Origin of the sequence: Modestobacter sp. VKM Ac-2983 (assembly GCF_026967885.1) — a bacterium.
Classification (GTDB): domain Bacteria; phylum Actinomycetota; class Actinomycetes; order Mycobacteriales; family Geodermatophilaceae; genus Modestobacter.
In genome coordinates, this window is sequence record NZ_JAPVBK010000003.1 from 503,128 (window position 1) to 521,369 (window position 18,242).

An 18,242-nucleotide genomic window follows, 5' to 3' on the forward strand; every position below is an offset into this window, starting at 1 on the left:
GTCGGTTGATGACCGGAGCCGGCACCACCAGCCCCCAGGGCGGCGGACTCGACCCCCAGCGCGAGGGCCCGACCTGGCACCGGCCCGCCCGCCCGGCCTCGACGATCGGCCCCTGGCTGCCCGACGGTGAGCTGGGGGTGGCGCTGTCCGACGGGCTCGCGCGGGTGGAGGCCCGGCTGGCCTCCTCGGTCACCAGCGAGCACGCGTTCGTGAACGAGGTCGCCGGGCACCTCATGGCCGCCGGCGGCAAACGGTTCCGCCCGGTGCTGGCCCTGCTCGCCGCCCAGCTCGGCGATGCGGACGCCCCCGAGGTCGTCGACGCCGCCGTCGTCTGCGAGCTGACCCACCTGGCCACGCTGTACCACGACGACGTGATGGACGAGGCCTCCGTCCGCCGCGGCGCCCCCAGCGCCAACAGCCGCTGGACCAACAGCGTCGCCATCCTGACCGGCGACTTCCTCTTCGCCCGGGCGTCGGACCTGCTGGCCGACCTCGGCCCGGAGGCGGTCCGGGTGCAGGCGCAGACCTTCGAGCGGCTGGTCACCGGCCAGCTCCGGGAGACCGTGGGCGCCCGGCCGGGCGAGGATGCCGTCGCCCACCACCTCGGGGTGCTGGCCGACAAGACCGGGTCGCTGGTCGCCACCTCCGCCCGGTTCGGCGCCTCGTTCGCCGGCGCCGCCCCCGAGCTGGTCACCGCGCTCACCGCGTTCGGCGAGGAGGTCGGGGTCGCCTTCCAGCTCTCCGACGACCTGATCGACATCGTCAGCGAGGGCGGCACGTCGGGGAAGCTGCCCGGCACCGACCTGCGCGAGGGGATCGCCACCCTGCCGGTGCTGTTCGCCCTGGCCGGCGACGACCCGGCCGAGGCCCGGCTCCGCGAGCTGGTGGCCGGCCCGGTCGTCGACGACGCCGAGCACGCCGAGGCGCTCGCCCTGCTGCGCAGCTCGACCTCCCTCGCCCGCGCGACCGCGGTGCTCGGTGAGTACGCCGACCGGGCCCGGAGCCGGTTGTCCGCGGTGCCCGACGGCCCGGTGCGGGAGGCGCTGTCCGGGTTGTGCACGTACGTGGTCACCCGCACCAGCTGAGCCGCACGGCCTGATCGGGGGCATCCTGGGGAGGATGACCCGCCGTTCCTGGGTGGCCCTGCCACCGATCCTGCTGCTCGTCGCCTGCGGTGCCACCGACACCGACACCGGCGCTGCGGACACCGGTACAGCCGGTCCCGCGCCGGTGTCGGCACCCGCCGGTGCCCCCGAGCTGGACGTCGAGGTGGTCCTCGACGGGCTGGACCACCCCTGGGACGTCGCCCAGGCGCCCGACGGCACCCTGCTGGTCGACGAGCGCGCCGGCGGCCTGACCGCGGTGCTGCCCGACGGCGAGGCGCGCCCGCTGGACGCGGACTTCGAGGACCTGTTCGCCGAGGGGGAGACCGGCCTGATGGGCCTCGCCCTGGACCCGGCCTTCGCCGACAACCGGCGCTTCTACACCTGTCAGGGCGTGCAGACCGGCGCCGGCGCCGAGGTCCAGGTGATCGCCTGGACCGTCGACGAGGGGTGGACGGTCGCCACCCGGGTCGCCGACCCGCTGCTGGGCGGGATCCCGGTCAACTCCGACAGCGGCCGGCACGGCGGTTGCCGGGTCGAGTTCGGCCCGGACGGCGCGCTCTTCGTCGGGACGGGTGACAACGCGCTCGGGACCAACCCCCAGGACCTCGGCTCCCTCGCCGGCAAGGTCCTCCGGATCGACCCGCAGACCGGCGAGGCGCTCCCCGGCAACCCGTTCACCGACGACGCCGACGCCGCCGACCGGATCTGGACCTACGGGCACCGCAACGTGCAGGGCCTGGCCGTGCGGCCGGACTCCGACCAGGTGTACTCCGTGGAGCACGGGCCCGACCGGGACGACGAGGTGAACCTGCTCCAGCCGGGAGCCGACTTCGGCTGGGACCCGGTCGGCTCGGGCCGCTACGACGAGAGCGTGCCGATGACCGCCCCCGGCGCCGTGCCGGCGGTGTGGTCCTCCGGCGAACCCACCATCGCGCCGTCCGGGGCGACGTTCCTCGACGGCGCGGGATGGGGCGACTACGACGGGCTGCTGCTCATCGGCGTGCAGAAGGACACCGGCGTCCTCGCGCTGCGGCTGACCGAGGGCGGCGAGCTGGTCGAGTCCTTCCGGCTGCCGGAGCTCGAGGACACCTACGGCCGCATCCGCACCCCCGAGCAGGGGCAGGACGGCGCCCTCTACGTGACCACCGACAACGGCGACGGCGAGGACCAGGTGCTCCGGGTCACCCCGGCGAGCTGAGCGACCGGTCCCGCACCCGCGCCGGCACCGGGACGCCGGCCGGGAGCAGCGGGTCGGGCACCGGCTCACCGAGCACGGTGCGCAGCGGCAGCACCCCGGCCCACACCGGGGACGGGCCGGCATCGGCCGCCAGATCGCCCTCGTCGTCCCCGGGTGGGCCGGAGCGCACCTTCAGGCTCGCCTCGGTGAGGTCGAGCGACAGGACGGCGGTGGCGGCCAGCTCCCGGCGGTCCGGCTGCCGGGTCGCCGTCCAAGAGCCCGGTGCCAGCTGCTCGGTCAGCGCCGCGAGGGCGCGGAGCCGTTCCGCGGGGTCGGTGACCAGCTGCGCGATGCCGTGCACCACCGCGCAGCGGTAGTTCATCGAGTGGTGGAACGACGAGCGCGCGTAGACGACGCCGTCCAGGTGGGTGACGGTGAAGGCCACCGGCTGGCCGGTCGCGGCGGCCCGCAGCGTGGCCGCGCCGCTGGAGCCGTGCAGGTACAGGGTGTCGCCCACCCGGCCGTACCCGGTGGGCAGCACCACCGGGGCGCCGTCGAGCACGACACCCAGGTGACCGACGAGCCCGGCGTCCAGCACGGCGTAGAGCTCGGCGCGGTCGGTGCGGGCCCGCCGGGCCCCCCGGCGGACGGTGCTGCGGGCGGTGGGGGAGAGCGGGAGCTGGTCGGCGGGTGCGCTGGTCACCGGACCATCGTGCGGGCACGAGTGGCCTCTTCGAAGGGCCATTCCCCTACGATCTCGGCAGGCCACTCCCGGATGGCCCCGAGGGGAGTGCCCGTGGTCGACGTGCCGCCGCTGCCGCTGGACCGCACCTCCCGGGTGCCGTTGTCGGTGCAGCTGGCCGACGCCCTGCGCACGGTCACCGCCCAGGGCAGCCTGCGTGCCGGGGACCGGCTGCCCTCCACCCGGCAGCTGGCGACCGTGCTGGCGGTCAGTCGCACCGTCACCGCCGCGGCCTACGACCAGCTGCTGGCCGAGGGGTGGGTCCAGGGCCGGCGCGGGGCCGGCACCTTCGTGGTCGGCGCACCCAGCCCGCCCGCGCGGGCCCCCGCCACCCCGGCCACCGTCCGCAGCCCCGCCCCGGCGGCGGTCGACCTGCGGGCGGGCACGCCCTGCCTGGAGGTGCTCGACCGGGGCGCCTGGCGCCGGGCGTGGCGGGCGGCCGGGGACGAGGAGCCCGACGGGCGGCCGGACCCGGCCGGTGCGCCGGGCTACCGGTCCGCCGTGGTCGAGCACCTGCTCCGCCACCGCGGGCTGCCGGCCGCGGCCGAGGACGTGCTGGCCACCGCGGGCACCTCCGCCGCCGTCGGCGAGGTGGCCCGGCTGCTGCCCGCCGGGTCCCGCGTCGGGGTCGAGGACCCGGGCTACCAGCGCGCCGTCGGCGCGCTCCGCGACGCACAGCTGGAGATCGTCCCGCTGCCCGTGGACGCCGACGGACTGGTCGTCGCCGAGGTGCCCCGGGGCCTGGCCGCGGTCTACTGCACGCCGGCCCACCAGTGGCCGCTGGGCGCCCGGCTGGCCGCACCCCGGCGGACGGCGCTGGTGGCCCGGGCCCGGGCCGAGGGCTTCTGGGTGCTCGAGGACGACTACGACGGCGAGCTGCGCTACGACGTCGCGCCGCTGCCCCTGCTCGCCGCGCTCGCCCCGGACGTCGTCGTGCACCTGGGCACCACCAGCAAGGTGCTCAGCCCGACCCTCGGGGTCGGCTGGCTGGTCGCTCCACCCCCGCTGCGGGAGGGCCTGCTCGCCCGCCGGACGGCGACCGGCACCCGCCCCGCCCGGGCCGGGCAGCGGGTGGTGGCCGCGCTCGCCACCTCCGGTGACCTGTCCCGGCACCTGCGCCGGCTGCGGCGGGAGCTGCACGCCCGCCGCGACGAGGTGCTGGCCGCCGTCGCCGCCGCGGACCGGGGCACCCTGGGCGATGCGGCGGGGGCGCACGTCGTCGTCCCGCTGCCGGACCTGGCGACCGAGGCGGCGGTGCTCGCCGCCGCCGCGGCGCGCGGCCTCGCCCTGGACCCGCTGTCCCGGCACTCACTGGACCCGTCAGTCGCCCAGGCGGGGTTGGTGCTGGGCTGGGCGGCGCCGACCCGCGCCCAGCTCACCCGGGCGCTGCCGGAGCTGACCAGGGTGCTGCTGGAAGGCGGCTGAACGACACCGGACCCGCCCCCCGGTGCGGGGGACGGGTCCGGTGCGGACCGCGGAGCGGGTGACGCCGAGCGGGGGGCCGGAGGCCCTCCCGAGGTGGCACGGGAAACGGCTCAGCGACCCCGGAGCACGGCACATGGCCGCGCTGTGATCCGGAGGATCACCATGTCACTGCACGGTCCAGCTGTCGCCGCCGGCCAGCAGGGCGTCGAGGTCGGCGGGCTCCTGGGCCGCGGCGTCCTCGAGCTGGTCGGCCATCATCCGGTCGTAGGTGGGCTTGGCCACCGACCGGAAGACGCCCATCGGGCTGTACCGCAGGTCCTGGGTGGACAGCCGGGACAGCGCGAAGGCGTACGACGGGTCGTCGCGGTGCGCGTCGTGCACCACGATCTGGCTGGCGTCGACCTGGTTGGTCTCGGCGATCCGCAGGCCCCCGAAGTCGTCCCGGACGACGCAGGAGGCGCCACCCGGGCCGAAGACCAGCGGCTCGCCGTGCACCAGCGGGATCGTCCACATCGGGCCGGTGTTCGGGTCCTTGAGCAGCTCGAACGCGCCGTCGTTGAAGATGTTGCAGTTCTGGTAGATCTCCACCAGCGACGTGCCCTGGTGCTCGGCGGCCTGCCGCAGGACGTCGGTGAGTCCCTTGCGGTCGGAGTCCATCGCCCGGCCGACGAAGGTCGCGTCCGCGCCCAGCGCCAGGCTCACCGGGTTGAACGGGTGGTCCAGCGAGCCCATCGGCGTGGACTTGGTGACCTTCCCGACCTCCGAGGTGGGCGAGTACTGGCCCTTGGTGAGGCCGTAGATCCGGTTGTTGAACAGCAGGATCGTCAGGTTCACGTTGCGGCGCAGGGTGTGGATCAGGTGGTTGCCGCCGATGGACAGCGCGTCGCCGTCCCCGGTGACGACCCACACCGACAGGTCCGGGCGGGAGGCCGCCAGGCCGGTGGCGATGGCCGGGGCGCGGCCGTGGATCGAGTGCATCCCGTAGGTGTTCATGTAGTACGGGAAGCGCGAGGAGCACCCGATGCCGGACACGATGACCATGTCCTCCCGGGCGATGCCGAGGCTGGGCAGGAAGCTCTGGACCGCGTTGAGGATGACGTAGTCACCGCACCCGGGGCACCAGCGCACCTCCTGGTCGGTCTTGAGGTCCTTGGCCTTCAGCACCGTCTGCTTCTCGCCGTGCGCGGCGACGGAGGCGTCGATGGCGCCGGAGATCGTCGTGACGTCCGGGCCGCCGGCGGGCATGCCGAGGTCGTGCACGTGGGCGTTGGTGGAGTCGATGGCGGTCACAGTGCCGCTCCCGTCTGTGCAGGGGTGTCGGAGCCGGTGTCGAGGGTGGCGACCGTCCCGGTGGTCCCGTCGATGACGTCCTGGAACACGGCGGCCAGTTCAGCCGCGCGGAACGGCAGCCCGCGCACCTGGGTGTGGCTGTGCACGTCGACCAGGTACTTCGCCCGCAGCACCATCGCCAGCTGACCGAGGTTCATCTCGGGGCAGACGACGCGGTCGTACCGGGCGAGGATCTCGCCGAGGTCGGCCGGCAGCGGGTTCAGGTGGCGCAGGTGCACCTGGGCGATCGAGCGGCCGGAGGCGCGGATCCGCCGGCAGGCCGCGCCGATCGGCCCGTACGTGGAGCCCCAACCGATGACCGCGACCTGGGCATCCCCGTCGGGGTCGTCGACCTCGGTCGCCGGGATCGAGGCAGCGATGCCGTCGATCTTGGCCTGCCGGGTCCGGACCATGAAGTCGTGGTTGTCTGCGTCGTAGGAGATGTTGCCGGTCTTGTCGGCCTTCTCCAGCCCACCGATCCGGTGCTGCAGCCCCGCGGTCCCGGGGATCGCCCACGGTCGGGCCAGCGTCTCCGGGTCGCGCAGGTACGGCAGGAACTCGCCGTCGGGCCCGTTGGGCTCGGTGGCGAACTCGGTGCGCAGGTCGGGGAGCTCGTCGGCGGCCGGGATCGACCACGGCTCGGCGCCGTTGGCCAGGTAGCCGTCGGACAGCAGGATCACCGGCGTCCGGTAGGTCAGCGCGATCCGCGCGGCCTCCAGCGTGGCGTCGAAGCAGTCGCCGGGGGACCGGGGGGCGATGACCGGCACCGGGGCCTCGCCGTTGCGGCCGTAGAGGGCCTGCAGCAGGTCCGACTGCTCGGTCTTGGTGGGCAGCCCGGTGGAGGGGCCGCCGCGCTGCACGTCGACGATGAGCAGCGGCAGCTCGGTCATCACGGCCAGGCCGATGGTCTCGGCCTTGAGCGCCACACCCGGGCCGGACGTCGTCGTGACGCCCAGCGCCCCCCCGAAGGAGGCGCCCAGCGCCGCGCCGATGCCGGCGATCTCGTCCTCGGCCTGGAAGGTGCGCACGCCGAACGCCTTGTGCTTCGACAGCTCGTGCAGGATGTCGCTGGCCGGGGTGATCGGGTACGCGCCGAGGAAGACCGGCAGGCCGGAGCGCTGCCCGGCGGCGACCAGGCCGTAGGAGAGCGCCTGGTTGCCGGAGATGTGCCGGTACTTGCCCGGGGCCATCGGAGCCGGCTTGACCTCGTAGGAGACCGCGAAGGCCTCGGTCGTCTCGCCGTAGTTGAACCCGGCCCGGAAGGCGGCGATGTTGGCCGCGGCGATCTGTGGCTTGCGCCGGAACTGCCGCTCCAGGAAGCGGATCGTGCCCTCGGTGGGCCGGTGGTACATCCAGGAGAGCAGGCCGAGGGTGAACATGTTCTTGCTGCGCTCGGCCTCCTTCTTGCCCAGGCCGGAGTCCGCGAGCGCATCGGTGGTCATCGAGGTCAGCGGCACGCTCACCAGCTGCCACTTCTCCAGCGAACCGTCCTCCAGCGGGTTGCTGGCGTAGCCCACCTTGGCCAGGTTCCGCGGGGTGAACTCGTCGGAGTCGGCGATGAGCAGGCCACCGCCGGGGAGGTCCACGAGGTTGGCCTTGAGCGCGGCGGGGTTCATCACGACCAGCACGTCGGGCGCATCGCCCGGGGTCATGATGTCGTGGTCGGCGAAGTGCAGCTGGAAGCTGCTGACCCCGGGGAGGGTGCCCGTCGGCGCCCGGATCTCGGCGGGGAAGTTCGGCAGCGTCGAGAGGTCGTTGCCGAACGAGGCCGTCTCACTGGTGAAGCGCCCACCCGTGAGCTGCATCCCGTCGCCGGAGTCCCCGGCGAGCCGGATGACGACGCGATCGAGCTCGACGACGCTCTTCACCAGTCCGCCGGGGGCGGAACTGTGGGCGGCAGCGTCGATGGCGGGGTCCACGGCGGGGTGCATGCCAGGGGCAACACCGTTCGCGGCGGAGCTGATTCCGGGGTTGGTGCCAGTCATGTGTGAGGTACCTCCGACCCGCCAGGCTACGTGCGCGGCGCGCCGCACGACCGGCTCGGGCGGCGACGTGAGGCAAGCCACACAGGGTGGGCTCACCTCACCGGGCTGCGCCCGGGGTGCCGGGGGAACGGGGATCGGGCCGGGGGCGTTCTACCGCTCGTGCAACGCTGGAACAACGGACTGAAGACGGCTGTGCTCCTCGGCCTGATGGCCGGGGTCATCCTGCTGGTCGGCAGCTTCTTCGGCCGCGGGGGGCTGCTGATCGCCCTGGTGGTGGCGCTCGGCGTCAACGGCTGGGCCTACTTCAACTCCGACAAGCTGGCGCTGCGGGCCATGCGCGCCTTCCCGGTGACCGAGACCCAGGCCCCACAGCTCTACGCGATCGTGCGCGAGCTCGCGACCGAGGCCCGCCAGCCCATGCCCCGGCTGTACGTGAGCCCCACGGACCAGCCCAACGCCTTCGCCACCGGCCGCAACCCGCGCAACGCCGCCGTCTGCTGCACCCAGGGGATCCTGGAGCTGCTGGACCGCCGGGAGCTGCGCGGGGTGCTCGCCCACGAGCTGTCGCACGTCTACAACCGCGACATCCTGATCAGCTCGGTGGCCGGGGCGATGGCCACGGTGATCACCTACCTGGCGCACATGGCGATGTTCGCCTCGCTGTTCGGTGGCCGGTCCGAGGACCGGCAGGGCGGCGGGCTGGGCGGCCTGCTGCTGGTCTTCCTCGGCCCGGTCGCCGCCGGCCTGGTCCAGATGGCGGTCAGCCGCAGCCGGGAGTACCAGGCCGACGCCTCCGGCGCGCAGCTCAGCTCCGACCCGCTGGCGCTGGCCAGTGCCCTGTCCAAGCTCGACCGCGGGGTGGCCGCCCGGCCGCTGCCGCAGGACGACCGGCTGGTCACGCAGAGCCACCTGATGATCGCCAACCCGTTCCGCGGCCAGGGCATGGCGTCGATGTTCGCCACCCACCCGCCGATGGCCGAGCGCATCGCCCGGCTGCAGCAGATGGCCCGCGAACTGGGCTGACGGCCCCCTCGCCGGGGCGCGGGGGCCGTCCCTCAGCTCACCGGTAGTTGTCGAACTGCAGCGCGATCTCGAAGTCCTTGCTCTTCAGCAGCTGCTGGACCGCCTGGAGGTCGTCGCGCTTCTTGCCGCTGACCCGCAGCTGGTCGCCCTGGATCTGCGCCTGCACGCCCTTGGGGCCCTCGTCGCGGATCGCCTTGGCGATCTCCTTGGCCTTGTCCGAGGCGATCCCCTGCTGGATCCGGGCGGAGATCTTGTAGACCTTCCCCGAGGACTGCGGCTCGTCGGCGTCCAGCGCCTTCATCGAGATGCCCCGCTTGATCAGCTTCTCCCTGAACACCTCGAGCGCCGCGGCCACCCGCTCCTCGGTGTCGGCCTGCAGGGCCACCGCCTCCTCGCCGGCCCAGGCGATCGTGGCGTTGACGCCGCGGAAGTCGAACCGCTGCGACAGCTCCTTGCCCGCCTGGTTCAGGGCGTTGTCGACCTCCTGCCGGTCGACCTTGCTCACCACGTCGAAGGACGCATCGGCCATGTCGGTTCCTCCTCAGTGGGGACGACGCACCGCCGGGGACCCGGCGAGGACGTCGTCCCCCGTCTTGTAAGCTCTCCCGGTACCACCACGGCGGGTTGCCCGAGTGGCCAATGGGAGCGGACTGTAAATCCGTCGGCTTAGCCTACGAAGGTTCGAATCCTTCACCCGCCACACCTGGTACGACGGCCCCCGACCACGCGGTCGGGGGCCGTCCTCGTTCACGCGGTCGGCGCCCGGGCGCTGGCGACCGCGGTCCGCTCCAGCGGCTCGCCGGCCAGGAACAGCCAGCCGAAGGCGATCGGCACCGAGCGGCTGCACCGCACGGTCACCTCGGCCCCGTCGGTCGCCGCCGACCACGAGTCGAGGGCGACGCCGGCGTCGCCGAGCTGGTCGGCCACCGCCGCCTCGGCCGCGGCGCGGGTCAACGGCAGCTCGGTGCCCACCCCGCGGGTGTAGACGGCGGCCTCGTCGGCCTGGTTCGCCGCCGCCAGCGCCGCACCGTCGCAGATCGACTGCACCTCCTGCTGTTCCAGGAAGGCGTCGGAGGCGGCGATCGCCCCGAACACCATCAGCGCCGCCACCAGCCAGCAGACCAGCACGAACGGCAGCGTCGACCCGGCCTCGGGATCGCCCTGGTCGGGCCGTCCGGTTCGCACGCGGGCAGCGTAGAGGGCATCCGCAACGTGCTCCGTCGCTGTCCACTGGTTGTGGACGGAGCCTGTGGACGGTGTGGACGACGGCGCGCCACCCGGCCTGTGCCGCCACCTGGCCCTGTGGACGACGGCCGAGGCGGACGCCGCCCGGCCGCGAGACTGCCCGGCATGGTCATCGAGGTGGTCCCGGCGCGGCTGTACGCGCTGGCCGGGGTGCTGGACGCCGCATCGGTACGCGCTGGCCAGGTCGCTGCGGCCGGCGACGGCGCGGGGGTGGGTGGGCCGCTCGGCCCGGTCCTGGCTGATTTCGGCGAGACGGTGGCGACCGCCGGTGGTTGCCTGGCGGGCGAGCTCGCCTGGCTGCGCGGCGCCGTGACGACGGCAGCCGGGTCCTGGCAGCAGGTGGACGCCGGGCTGCTGCCCGGGCGCGGCACGGCGGTGCCCCGGTGAGCGGCCTGCTCCCCACCCCGATGGGGCTCCCCGACCCACCGGGCTCCCCGGTTGCCCTGGGGGACGTCCTCGACCGGCTCGCCTCGGCCGGCTTCGCGGCGGGGACGACGGTCCACCTGCTGGGCGCGGCGACCGTCGACTCCGGCTGGCGGGGCGCCGATGCGGCGGCGCTGGCCGCCGAGGTGGCCACGGCACGGACAGTGGCCGGGGAGCTGCACGGGGCGCTGGTGACGGCGGCCGCCCGGCTCGGTGACCACCGCGAGCTCTGGCTGACCGTCCTGACCCGGATCGCGGACCTGCGTGCCGATCAGCGCGAGCAGTTCGCGAGGGCCGGGTCCCGGCTCGCCGTGCTGGTGGGGCCGGCGTGGGACGGCGGTGTCCCCGGTCCGGGCCGGGACGAGGCCGCCGACCTCAGCGCCGCGGTCGCTGCCGACGACGTCGACCGGGCCGCCGAGCACCGGGCGCTGCTGGACGACCTGGCCGCCGACGCCACGGCCGTCGCCGCGGTCCTCGCCGCGGTCGCCGCACCACTGGGTGGGGCCACCCGCCTGGGGGGCGCCGCAGGGGTCACCGCCTGGCTCGCCGGGCGGATGCCGGGGTGGGGGGACGGCGCGTTCGCCGCGCTGGGGAGGGAGGCGGCGGCGGACCTCCTGCGGCCGGGCACGGCCGAGCGGCTCGATGCTGCGGCCGCCGGCTGGTCCGGCCACGCGGCGAGCCCCGCCTTCGCAGCTGCCGTGGTCGCGCGGCTCGGCGCCGACGGCCTCCGCTGGCTGCTCACCGTGCTGGGCGAGCGGGATGGCTCCGTCGACGCACTGGCCGACCTGCTGGCGGGAACGCTCAGCTCGGTGGCCGGTGGGGCGGCCGGAGGGAGCTCGGCCCGTCGCGCGCTGGACGACCTGCGGCTCGCGCCGGCGGACCCGGACGGCGCGGTCGACGTGCTGGCGGTCGGGATGGGCACGGTGCTGGGCGCCCTGGCGGGCCGGGGTGCGGCCGGGGCCTCCGCACTCGCTGCCTCCTGGGGGCGCCAGCTCCTGGCCCGCGAGGCAGGGCAGGGAGCCGGCGCGGCGGCCCGGGTCGGCGCGCCGGCCGCCGACCCCGTGGCGGCGGCGTTGACCGTGCTGCGCCGCGCCGGCGACCGGGCTGCTGCGGGGGAGCTGCTCGCCGACCCGGCCGCCTGGACGACGCTGCTGAGCCGGCCCTGGCCGGGTGGGACCGAGGACCTGGCTGCGGTCGTCACCCTCGCCGCGGCCGGCCCCGGTGCGGCGGCGGCGGTCGGGGCGGCGCTGCGGTCACTGGGCCGGGGACTGGCCCCGGACTCACCGGACAAGGTGCTGGTCGACCAGGAGACGCTCGCCCGGATCGGCGCGGAGGTCAGCGGTCTGGTGGCCGGACAGGCCGGTGCCGTGCTCCCGGTCCTGGAGGCGGTCGTACGCGACGGCGGCCCGGGGGGTCATCTCGATGCGTCGACCGACGCCGCGCTGCGCGGGCTCGCGCTCCTGCTCGCCGACGAGGCCCGGAGCGAACCGGTGGTCACCGCCGTGCACGCCGCACTGCTGGCCGGCGACGCGCCTGGGTCGTCGTCGGCGGAGCTCGTCGGTGCAACTGTGGCGGTCCAGGAGCACGGGCAGCGGCTCCGGTACGGGCTCGCGTACAGCCAGGAGCACGAGGCGGCGGTCGATCGGCAGCTGCTGTGGACGCTCGGGGTGACCGTGCCCAGCTTCTTCGTCCGCGGGCCCCGGGGGGACCCGCTCAGTGCTGGCCTGGACCTGGCAGCGATCGCGGTCGGCGCGGACGGCGAGGTGCGGATGGGACCGGACACCGGCCGGGTCCGCACGGCCGAGGACGCGCATCGGGACGCCGTCGAGCTGCTGGGGGAGGAGGCGCTGGTCCCCGGCGCCGTCGGGGCAGCCGCGCGGACCGGTTTCTCGCAAGTGGCCGCCGTGCTCCGCTCGCCGGGACCACCGGAACCCTCGCTCTGGGATCGGCTCGACGACCTGCCCCGTCCGGAGGCCCCGGAACGCCGTCCACGACGCTGACACCTGTCCAGGGACACCCGAACAGCTGGCCAGGGACATCCGGACATGACTGTGAGCGGATCGCTCGTCACACACAGTGGCGACACAACGAAGATCATTAGCCCAGTCGTGTCTAATCTTGCGCGTGTGGGTGACCCATCGCAGTCTCTTCATTGCGGTCTGTGCCGGACGACGCTCTGCCCCCGCGTGGGCGGCTGCCGCGAACCCCGAGTCCATCCGTGCCCTCAGGAGACGCCATGTCCAGCACCGCCACGCCCACTGTCGTTCGTTCCGCCACCGCCGACCGCGGCTGGCGTTGGTCTCGCGGGTGGCGCTGGAGCTGCTGAGCGCCTGACCTGACCGGTCCGGGACTGTCCGGGACGACTTGCTCCATCGGGTGAGCCTGCTACCCCGGGTCGGGAGCCGCTGTTACCTTCGGTCGACACCGCCTCCCGACAGACGGGCTCACGTTGGCCGAGTCCTCGGTACGCCCGACCGCGGAGATCACGCGGCCCGCACAGCTCCGACGCCCGGAGATGATCTTCGCTGTTGCCTGCGCAACGGCGATCACACTGGGTGCGTTGACGCTGCCGCAAGCCTGGACGACTCCGCCGGTGTGGGCGGTTCTGGCACTCTTCGCTGCCTTCCTGCTCACCGAGTCGGTTCAGCTGGACATCGAGTTCCGGCGGCAGACCTTCTCGGTGTCCCCCTCGGAGGTCGCCCTTCTCGTGGGCTTGGTCGAGGTCGGCGGCGTCTGGACGGCCGTCGCCCGGGTCGGGGCCGTGGCGGTCGTCCTGGCGCGTCAGTCCCTGCCGTTGCCGAAGATCGGGTTCAACCTCTCCCTCGCTGTGGTGGAGGTCTGCACCGCGTTGTTGGTGCTGTCCTTGCTGCCGCAGGTGGACCTCGATGAACCACTGAGCTGGCTGTTCCTGGCGTTCGCCCTGGTGAGTGCGACGGTCGTCGGGATGCTGCTCACCTGTCTGGCGATATCCCTGGCCGGCGGCTTCCCTGGCTGGGGGCTCTTGCTGGGCATGGTGCCGGCGCTCGCCGTGGCGCCGCTGAGCGTCGTCGTCGGCGTGGTGGCGCTGTTGCTGACTCGGCAGACCCCGTGGGGGTGGGCGCTGATCGTGCCGTTGGTGCTGGGTGTGGTGGCGATCTTCCGGCAGGGGACCCGGGCTCAGCGCGACCGTCGGACGGTCCAGCAGGTCTACGACTTCGCCCGGCGAGTCGAGCTGGTGAGCCCGGACGAGGATGGGACCCGAGAGATCGTTCGAGCGGTACGGGAGCTGCTCAACGCCAACCGGGTGGCGCTGTGGCTACCGCCGTACTTGGACGAGGGTCCCCAGTTGGTCGTCGACGCCGCCGATGGGGACGTCGCTTGGTATGACGGGCCGGGCGATCCAGACGACCTGATCCGTCGTCGCGCTCTCGCCGCCGATGTCAGCGGCCCCCTCCTGCTGTCGGCGGTACGGGCGGACCCCCAGGAGTTGGTCGCACTGAACAGGCGGGGTGCACGTGAGGTGCTCGGCGCACCGGTGGTCACGGCAGCCGGTGAGCCCGGGTATCTCGAGGTCTGTGACCGGCGCAGCGACGTGGTGACCTTTGCCGACGGGGACCGCAGTGCGCTCGACTCGATGCTGACCCACGTCAACGCCGCGATCCGCCAGCAGCAGCTGCTCAGCCAGATCCGGCACGACGGCGACCACGACCGGCTGACCGGGCTGCCCAACCGGCAGCGGCTGGGCGGGGAGATCGACGCGCTGCTGCTGGCCGAGCCGGCGACCGCCCGGGCCGGGCTGGTGCTCGCGGCCCTGGACGGCTACACCGACGTCACCGACACCCTCGGGCACGCCGCCAGCGACGAACTGCTCCTGGTCACCGCCGGGCTGCTCCGCGAGCACGCGCCGCCGCAGGCCGTCGTCGCGCGGATGGAGGGCGGTCAGTTCGCCGTCCTGCTGCCCGGGCTGTCCCTGGCCGCCACCGAGCGGGCCGCTCGCCGGCTGCGGGAGGCCGCCTCGACCCGCGCCCGGGTCGCCGGGCTCGACCTGGAGGTCGCGCTGACCATCGGGGTGGCCGCGGCACCGGTCCACGGATCGGAGTCCGGCACGCTGATCCAGCGGGCCGACGTCGCGCTGCTCGCGGCACAGGGCTCCGGGGGAGTGGCGACCTATCACCCCGTCCTGGACCAGCAGAGCCTGCGCCGCCTGCAGCTGGGCGCCGAGCTGGAGACCGCGATCGCCGACGGGCAGATCTCGGTGGTCTTCCAGCCCATCGTGGACACCCGCACCGCCGACATCGTCTCGGTGGAGACGCTCGTGCGCTGGGCGCACCCGCGCTACGGGGACATCTCGCCGGACGACTTCATCGGCCTGGCCGAGCAGATCGGCCGGATCGGCCTGCTCACCGACCACGTGCTGGACCGTGCGCTGGACCGCTGCCGGCGGTGGCTGGACCAGGACATCGCGCTGTCGGTCGCGGTCAACCTCTCCGCCCACTGCCTGGCCGAGCCGGACATCGTCGACCGGGTCCGTCGCGCGCTGCGCCGCCACGGTGTGCCGGGTGAGCTGCTGACCCTCGAGCTCACCGAGGGCAGCGTCGTCGACGACACGGTGCGCAACAGCACCGTGCTGGCCGACCTGCACGCGTTGGGCCTGCGGCTGTCCATGGACGACTTCGGCACCGGCTACTCCTCGCTGTCCCAGCTGCGGCTGCTGCCGATCGACGAGCTGAAGATCGACAAGTCCTTCGTGCTGGGCATGTCGACGAGCTCGAACGAGTCCTTCATCGCCCGGTCGATCGTCGAACTGGCGCACAACCTCGGGCTCCGCGTGGTCGCCGAGGGGGTCGAGGACGAGATGACCCGGGACCTGCTGACCCAGATGGGCTGCGACAAGCTGCAGGGCTTCCTCGTCAGTCGGCCGTTGCCCGAGGACCGGCTGGAGGGCTGGCTGCTGGCCCGCACCGGCGTCCGCGCCGCCGCGCCGGGGGCAACCCACCGGCGACTGTTCGTCCGCACCTGAGAAAGGGCTCCCTGCCCCCGCCGCTCGCAGGCTCGCGGCGGGCCCCTGCAGGGAGGCCGAAGGGATCAGGTACAGTTCTCCACGGCTCTCCGGAGCAACGCCCCTTTAGCTCAGTCGGCAGAGCGTCTCCATGGTAAGGAGAAGGTCTACGGTTCGATTCCGTAAAGGGGCTCGTACGATCGAATGCCCGACCGCCGGTCCAGTCGGAAGACCGGGCCGCACGGTCGCCTGGCGGTGTAGCTCAGCCTGGTAGAGCAAGCGGCTCATAATCGCTGTGTCACCGGTTCAAGTCCGGTCACCGCTACCCCAGACGGACCCCGGGAACGGGGTCCGTCGTCGTGTTCGGCATCCGCCGGGCACGGGCACCACCCCGACGCGTCGAGGAACTCTCGACCACCGACAAGGCGAGGATGCGCTCATGGCAGCCACCGACGTTCGTCCGAAGATCACCCTGGCTTGCCAGGAGTGCAAGAACCGCAACTACATCACCCGCAAGAACCGGCGGAACGACCCCGACCGGATCGAGCTGAAGAAGTACTGCCCCACCGACCGCAAGCACACGGTCCACCGCGAGACGCGCTGACCGCAGCGGTCGCGAGGAGAGGGCGGGGAGCATGACGCTGGACGCAGGACTGGTCGGGCGCAGCTACCCGCCCTCTGCCGTGTACGAGGTCGGGCGCGAGAAGATCGCGGAGTTCGCCACGGCCCTGGCCGACCCGGACCCGGTCTACCGCGACCCGACCGCTGCCCGAGCGGCCGGTCACCCCGACGTCATCGCCCCGCCGACCTTCGCGATCGTCCTCTCCCTCGGTGCGGGCAACGTGGTGGTCGAGGACCCGGACGTCGGGCTGGACTACAGCCGGGTCGTCCACGGCGAGCAGCGGTTCACCCACCACCGCCCGATCCGGGCCGGCGACCGGCTGATCGCGACCGCCACGATCGACGCGGTGAAGACGGTGGCCGGCAACGACATGCTGACCACCCGGGTCGACCTGGCCACCGAGGCCGGCGAGCCGGTCTGCACCACCCGCTCCATGCTCGTCGCCCGGGGCACGGCGTGAGCCCGCGACCGGCCGACGTCCAGGTCGGCGCCGAGCTCCCCGAGCAGACCTCCCGGGTCACCCGCGCCGACCTGGTGCGGTACGCCGGGGCCTCCGGCGACTTCAACGTCATCCACTGGAACGAGCGGGTCGCCCGCGAGGTCGGCCTCCCCGGCGTGATCGCGCACGGGATGCTCACCGCCGGCCTCGCCGTCCGGGCGGTCACCGCCTGGGCCGGCGACCCGGCTGCCGTCGTCGACTACCAGGTGCGCTTCAGCCGGCCGGTGGTGGTGCCCGACGACGAGCTCGGTGCCGAGCTGACCGTGCGCGGCCGGGTCGCCGCGCTCCTCGAGGGCGGCCGGGTCCGCATCGACCTCACCGTGACCAGTGGTGGCGAGAAGGTGCTGTCCCTGGCGCGCGCCGTCGTCGCGCTCGACTGATCCCGCCCCGGGGTCGTCAGTCGGCAGAGCACAGCAGCTGCTGCATCCGGCGGACCCCCTCGACCAGGTCGTCGTCCCCCAGGGCGTAGGACAGCCGGAGGTACCCCGGCGTCCCGAAGGCCTCGCCGGGGACGACGGCGACCTGCGCCTGCTCCAGCAGCAGCTCGGCCAGCTCGGCGCTCGTGGTGACGGTGCGGCCGGCGATCGACCGGCCGAGCAGTGCAGTGACCGAGGGGTAGGCGTAGAAGGCGCCCAAGGGCTCCGGGCAGGCGATCCCGGGGATCTCCCGGAGCATCCCGACCACGGTCCGGCGGCGCCGGTCGAGCGCGGCCCGCAGCTCCGCCACGCTGGACTGGTCGCCGGTCAGCGCGGCCACCGCGGCGGCCTGGGCGACGTTCGAGACGTGACCGGCCGAGTGGGACTGCAGGGCCGTTGCGCCGGCCACCACGTCGGCCGGCCCGATCAGCCAGCCCACCCGCCACCCGGTCATCGCGTACGCCTTGGCGACCCCGTTGACGACGACGCACCGCGGCTGGATCTCCGGGACCAGGGCGGGCAGGGACGCCGCCGTCGTCCCGTCGTAGGTCAGATGCTCGTAGATCTCGTCGGTGACCACCCAGAGGCCGGCCGCCAGTGCCCACCGGCCGATCTCGGCGACCTCCTCGGGCGGGTGGACGGCGCCCGTCGGGTTGGCCGGGGAGTTGAACAGCAGCACCTTGGTGCGCGGGGTGCGCGCAGCCTCCAACTGCCCGACGGAGACGAGGTAGCCGCTGGCCTCGTCGGCGACCACGGGGACGGGGACGCCACCGGCCAGCCGGATCGCCTCCGGGTAGGTCGTCCAGTACGGAGTCGGCAGCAGGACCTCGTCGCCGGGGTCCAGCAGCGTCGCCAGCACCTGGGCGACCGCCTGCTTGCCCCCGGCGGTGACCAGGACGTCGGTGGGCCGGGCAGTGAGGCCCGAGTCGCGCAGCGTCTTGGCGACGATCGCCTCCCGGAGCTCCATGAGGCCCTCGACCGGGGTGTACCGGTGCATCGCCGGGTCCCGGGCCGCGCGGACGGCTGCGGCGACGACGTGGTCGGCCGTGGCGTGGTCCGGCTCCCCGGCGGCCAGGTTGACCACCGGCCGCCCGGTCGCCCGCAGCGCCTTGGCGCGGGCGTCTGCGGCCATCGTCGTCGAGGAGGTGAGGGCACCGACTCGCCGGGAGACCCGCCGATCCACCGGTGGCGCCGGCTCGGCGGGATCGGGCCCGGGCGCAGTGGCGGTCGACATGATCCGATCGTGGCAGACGGGTGGGGACGCCCGGCCCG

The 18,242-nt window shown here is 73.9% G+C and carries 16 protein-coding genes and 3 tRNA genes; 13 read left to right on the forward strand and 6 right to left on the reverse strand.

Features of this window, described 5'->3' with window-relative positions; all coding sequences use genetic code 11:
• Positions 1–8: 8 nt before the first annotated feature.
• Together O2W18_RS14340 and O2W18_RS14345 are read left to right on the forward strand one after the other, a co-directional pair.
• Complete coding sequence (locus O2W18_RS14340; protein ID WP_269188183.1) at positions 9–1,085, forward strand: polyprenyl synthetase family protein; 1,077 nt, start codon at positions 9–11, stop codon at positions 1,083–1,085.
• A 34-nt stretch (positions 1,086–1,119) separates the two neighbouring features.
• The gene (locus O2W18_RS14345; RefSeq protein ID WP_269188184.1) at positions 1,120–2,304 is read left to right on the forward strand and encodes a PQQ-dependent sugar dehydrogenase; all 1,185 of its coding nucleotides are present in this window, start codon (positions 1,120–1,122) and stop codon (positions 2,302–2,304) included.
• Here the strand turns inward: O2W18_RS14345 and O2W18_RS14350 are convergent.
• Positions 2,288–2,986 (reverse strand): pyridoxamine 5'-phosphate oxidase family protein, encoded by a 699-nt coding sequence (locus tag O2W18_RS14350; protein ID WP_269188185.1) that lies wholly within the window; start codon positions 2,984–2,986, stop codon positions 2,288–2,290. The genes O2W18_RS14345 and O2W18_RS14350 overlap by 17 nt on opposite strands.
• Before the next feature lie 93 nt (positions 2,987–3,079).
• On the opposite strand from O2W18_RS14350, the gene pdxR reads away from it, so the two are divergent.
• Complete coding sequence (gene pdxR, locus O2W18_RS14355) at positions 3,080–4,450, forward strand: MocR-like pyridoxine biosynthesis transcription factor PdxR (RefSeq protein ID WP_269188186.1); 1,371 nt, start codon at positions 3,080–3,082, stop codon at positions 4,448–4,450.
• 165 nt (positions 4,451–4,615) lie between these two features.
• Here the strand turns inward: pdxR and O2W18_RS14360 are convergent, their stop codons facing one another.
• Positions 4,616–5,740 (reverse strand): 2-oxoacid:ferredoxin oxidoreductase subunit beta, encoded by a 1,125-nt coding sequence (locus O2W18_RS14360; RefSeq protein WP_269188187.1) that lies wholly within the window; start codon positions 5,738–5,740, stop codon positions 4,616–4,618.
• Positions 5,737–7,710, reverse strand: coding sequence for a 2-oxoacid:acceptor oxidoreductase subunit alpha (locus tag O2W18_RS14365; protein WP_269188188.1), 1,974 nt, complete (start codon positions 7,708–7,710; stop codon positions 5,737–5,739). Before O2W18_RS14365 ends, O2W18_RS14360 begins: the two co-directional genes overlap by 4 nt.
• 213 nt (positions 7,711–7,923) lie before the next feature.
• On the opposite strand from O2W18_RS14365, the gene htpX reads away from it, so the two are divergent.
• The gene (gene htpX / locus O2W18_RS14370) at positions 7,924–8,787 is read left to right on the forward strand and encodes a zinc metalloprotease HtpX (protein WP_269188189.1); all 864 of its coding nucleotides are present in this window, start codon (positions 7,924–7,926) and stop codon (positions 8,785–8,787) included.
• A gap of 37 nt (positions 8,788–8,824) precedes the next feature.
• Here the strand turns inward: htpX and O2W18_RS14375 are convergent, their stop codons facing one another.
• Positions 8,825–9,316 (reverse strand): YajQ family cyclic di-GMP-binding protein, encoded by a 492-nt coding sequence (locus O2W18_RS14375; RefSeq protein ID WP_269188190.1) that lies wholly within the window; start codon positions 9,314–9,316, stop codon positions 8,825–8,827.
• Between the two features lie 89 nt (positions 9,317–9,405).
• On the opposite strand from O2W18_RS14375, the gene O2W18_RS14380 reads away from it, so the two are divergent.
• Positions 9,406–9,487 (forward strand) — tRNA-Tyr (locus tag O2W18_RS14380).
• 47 nt (positions 9,488–9,534) lie between these two features.
• On the opposite strand, the gene O2W18_RS14385 is transcribed toward O2W18_RS14380, so the two are convergent.
• Positions 9,535–9,972, reverse strand: coding sequence for a pilus assembly protein TadG-related protein (locus O2W18_RS14385; protein WP_269188191.1), 438 nt, complete (start codon positions 9,970–9,972; stop codon positions 9,535–9,537).
• Between the two features lie 165 nt (positions 9,973–10,137).
• Between O2W18_RS14385 and O2W18_RS14390 the strand changes: the two genes are divergently transcribed.
• The 8 genes from O2W18_RS14390 to O2W18_RS14425 all read left to right on the forward strand — a co-directional run bounded on the left by O2W18_RS14390 (position 10,138) and on the right by O2W18_RS14425 (position 16,934).
• On the forward strand, positions 10,138–10,419 hold the full coding sequence (locus O2W18_RS14390; RefSeq protein ID WP_269188192.1) for a hypothetical protein: 282 nt from the start codon (positions 10,138–10,140) through the stop codon (positions 10,417–10,419).
• On the forward strand, positions 10,416–12,455 hold the full coding sequence (locus O2W18_RS14395; RefSeq protein ID WP_269188193.1) for a hypothetical protein: 2,040 nt from the start codon (positions 10,416–10,418) through the stop codon (positions 12,453–12,455). The genes O2W18_RS14390 and O2W18_RS14395 overlap by 4 nt, the downstream gene beginning before the upstream one ends.
• Positions 12,456–13,015: 560 nt before the next feature.
• Positions 13,016–15,454, forward strand: a complete 2,439-nt coding sequence (locus O2W18_RS14400) for a putative bifunctional diguanylate cyclase/phosphodiesterase (RefSeq protein ID WP_269188194.1) — start codon at positions 13,016–13,018, stop codon at positions 15,452–15,454.
• 99 nt (positions 15,455–15,553) lie between these two features.
• A tRNA-Thr gene (locus O2W18_RS14405) sits at positions 15,554–15,626 on the forward strand.
• Between the two features lie 58 nt (positions 15,627–15,684).
• Positions 15,685–15,758: transfer RNA gene (locus O2W18_RS14410), tRNA-Met, on the forward strand.
• Positions 15,759–15,872: 114 nt separating this feature from the next.
• Positions 15,873–16,037, forward strand: coding sequence for a 50S ribosomal protein L33 (rpmG, locus tag O2W18_RS14415; protein ID WP_014742879.1), 165 nt, complete (start codon positions 15,873–15,875; stop codon positions 16,035–16,037).
• A gap of 31 nt (positions 16,038–16,068) precedes the next feature.
• Complete coding sequence (locus O2W18_RS14420; protein WP_269188195.1) at positions 16,069–16,515, forward strand: MaoC family dehydratase N-terminal domain-containing protein; 447 nt, start codon at positions 16,069–16,071, stop codon at positions 16,513–16,515.
• Positions 16,512–16,934, forward strand: coding sequence for a MaoC family dehydratase (locus O2W18_RS14425; protein ID WP_269188196.1), 423 nt, complete (start codon positions 16,512–16,514; stop codon positions 16,932–16,934). The genes O2W18_RS14420 and O2W18_RS14425 overlap by 4 nt, the downstream gene beginning before the upstream one ends.
• 16 nt (positions 16,935–16,950) lie before the next feature.
• Here the strand turns inward: O2W18_RS14425 and O2W18_RS14430 are convergent, their stop codons facing one another.
• Positions 16,951–18,204: a pyridoxal phosphate-dependent aminotransferase gene (locus O2W18_RS14430; protein WP_269188197.1), complete on the reverse strand. Its 1,254-nt coding sequence runs from the start codon at positions 18,202–18,204 to the stop codon at positions 16,951–16,953.
• Positions 18,205–18,242 lie beyond the last annotated feature (38 nt).

Coding starts and splice junctions, on each gene's coding strand:
- O2W18_RS14340 (WP_269188183.1), top strand. CDS start 9: ATGACCGGAGCCGGCACCACCAGCCCCCAGGGCGGCGGACTCGACCCC.
- O2W18_RS14345 (WP_269188184.1), top strand. CDS start 1,120: ATGACCCGCCGTTCCTGGGTGGCCCTGCCACCGATCCTGCTGCTCGTC.
- O2W18_RS14365 (WP_269188188.1), bottom strand. CDS start 7,710: ATGCACCCCGCCGTGGACCCCGCCATCGACGCTGCCGCCCACAGTTCC.
- O2W18_RS14375 (WP_269188190.1), bottom strand. CDS start 9,316: ATGGCCGATGCGTCCTTCGACGTGGTGAGCAAGGTCGACCGGCAGGAG.
- O2W18_RS14390 (WP_269188192.1), top strand. CDS start 10,138: ATGGTCATCGAGGTGGTCCCGGCGCGGCTGTACGCGCTGGCCGGGGTG.
- rpmG (WP_014742879.1), top strand. CDS start 15,873: ATGGCAGCCACCGACGTTCGTCCGAAGATCACCCTGGCTTGCCAGGAG.
- O2W18_RS14420 (WP_269188195.1), top strand. CDS start 16,069: ATGACGCTGGACGCAGGACTGGTCGGGCGCAGCTACCCGCCCTCTGCC.
- O2W18_RS14430 (WP_269188197.1), bottom strand. CDS start 18,204: ATGTCGACCGCCACTGCGCCCGGGCCCGATCCCGCCGAGCCGGCGCCA.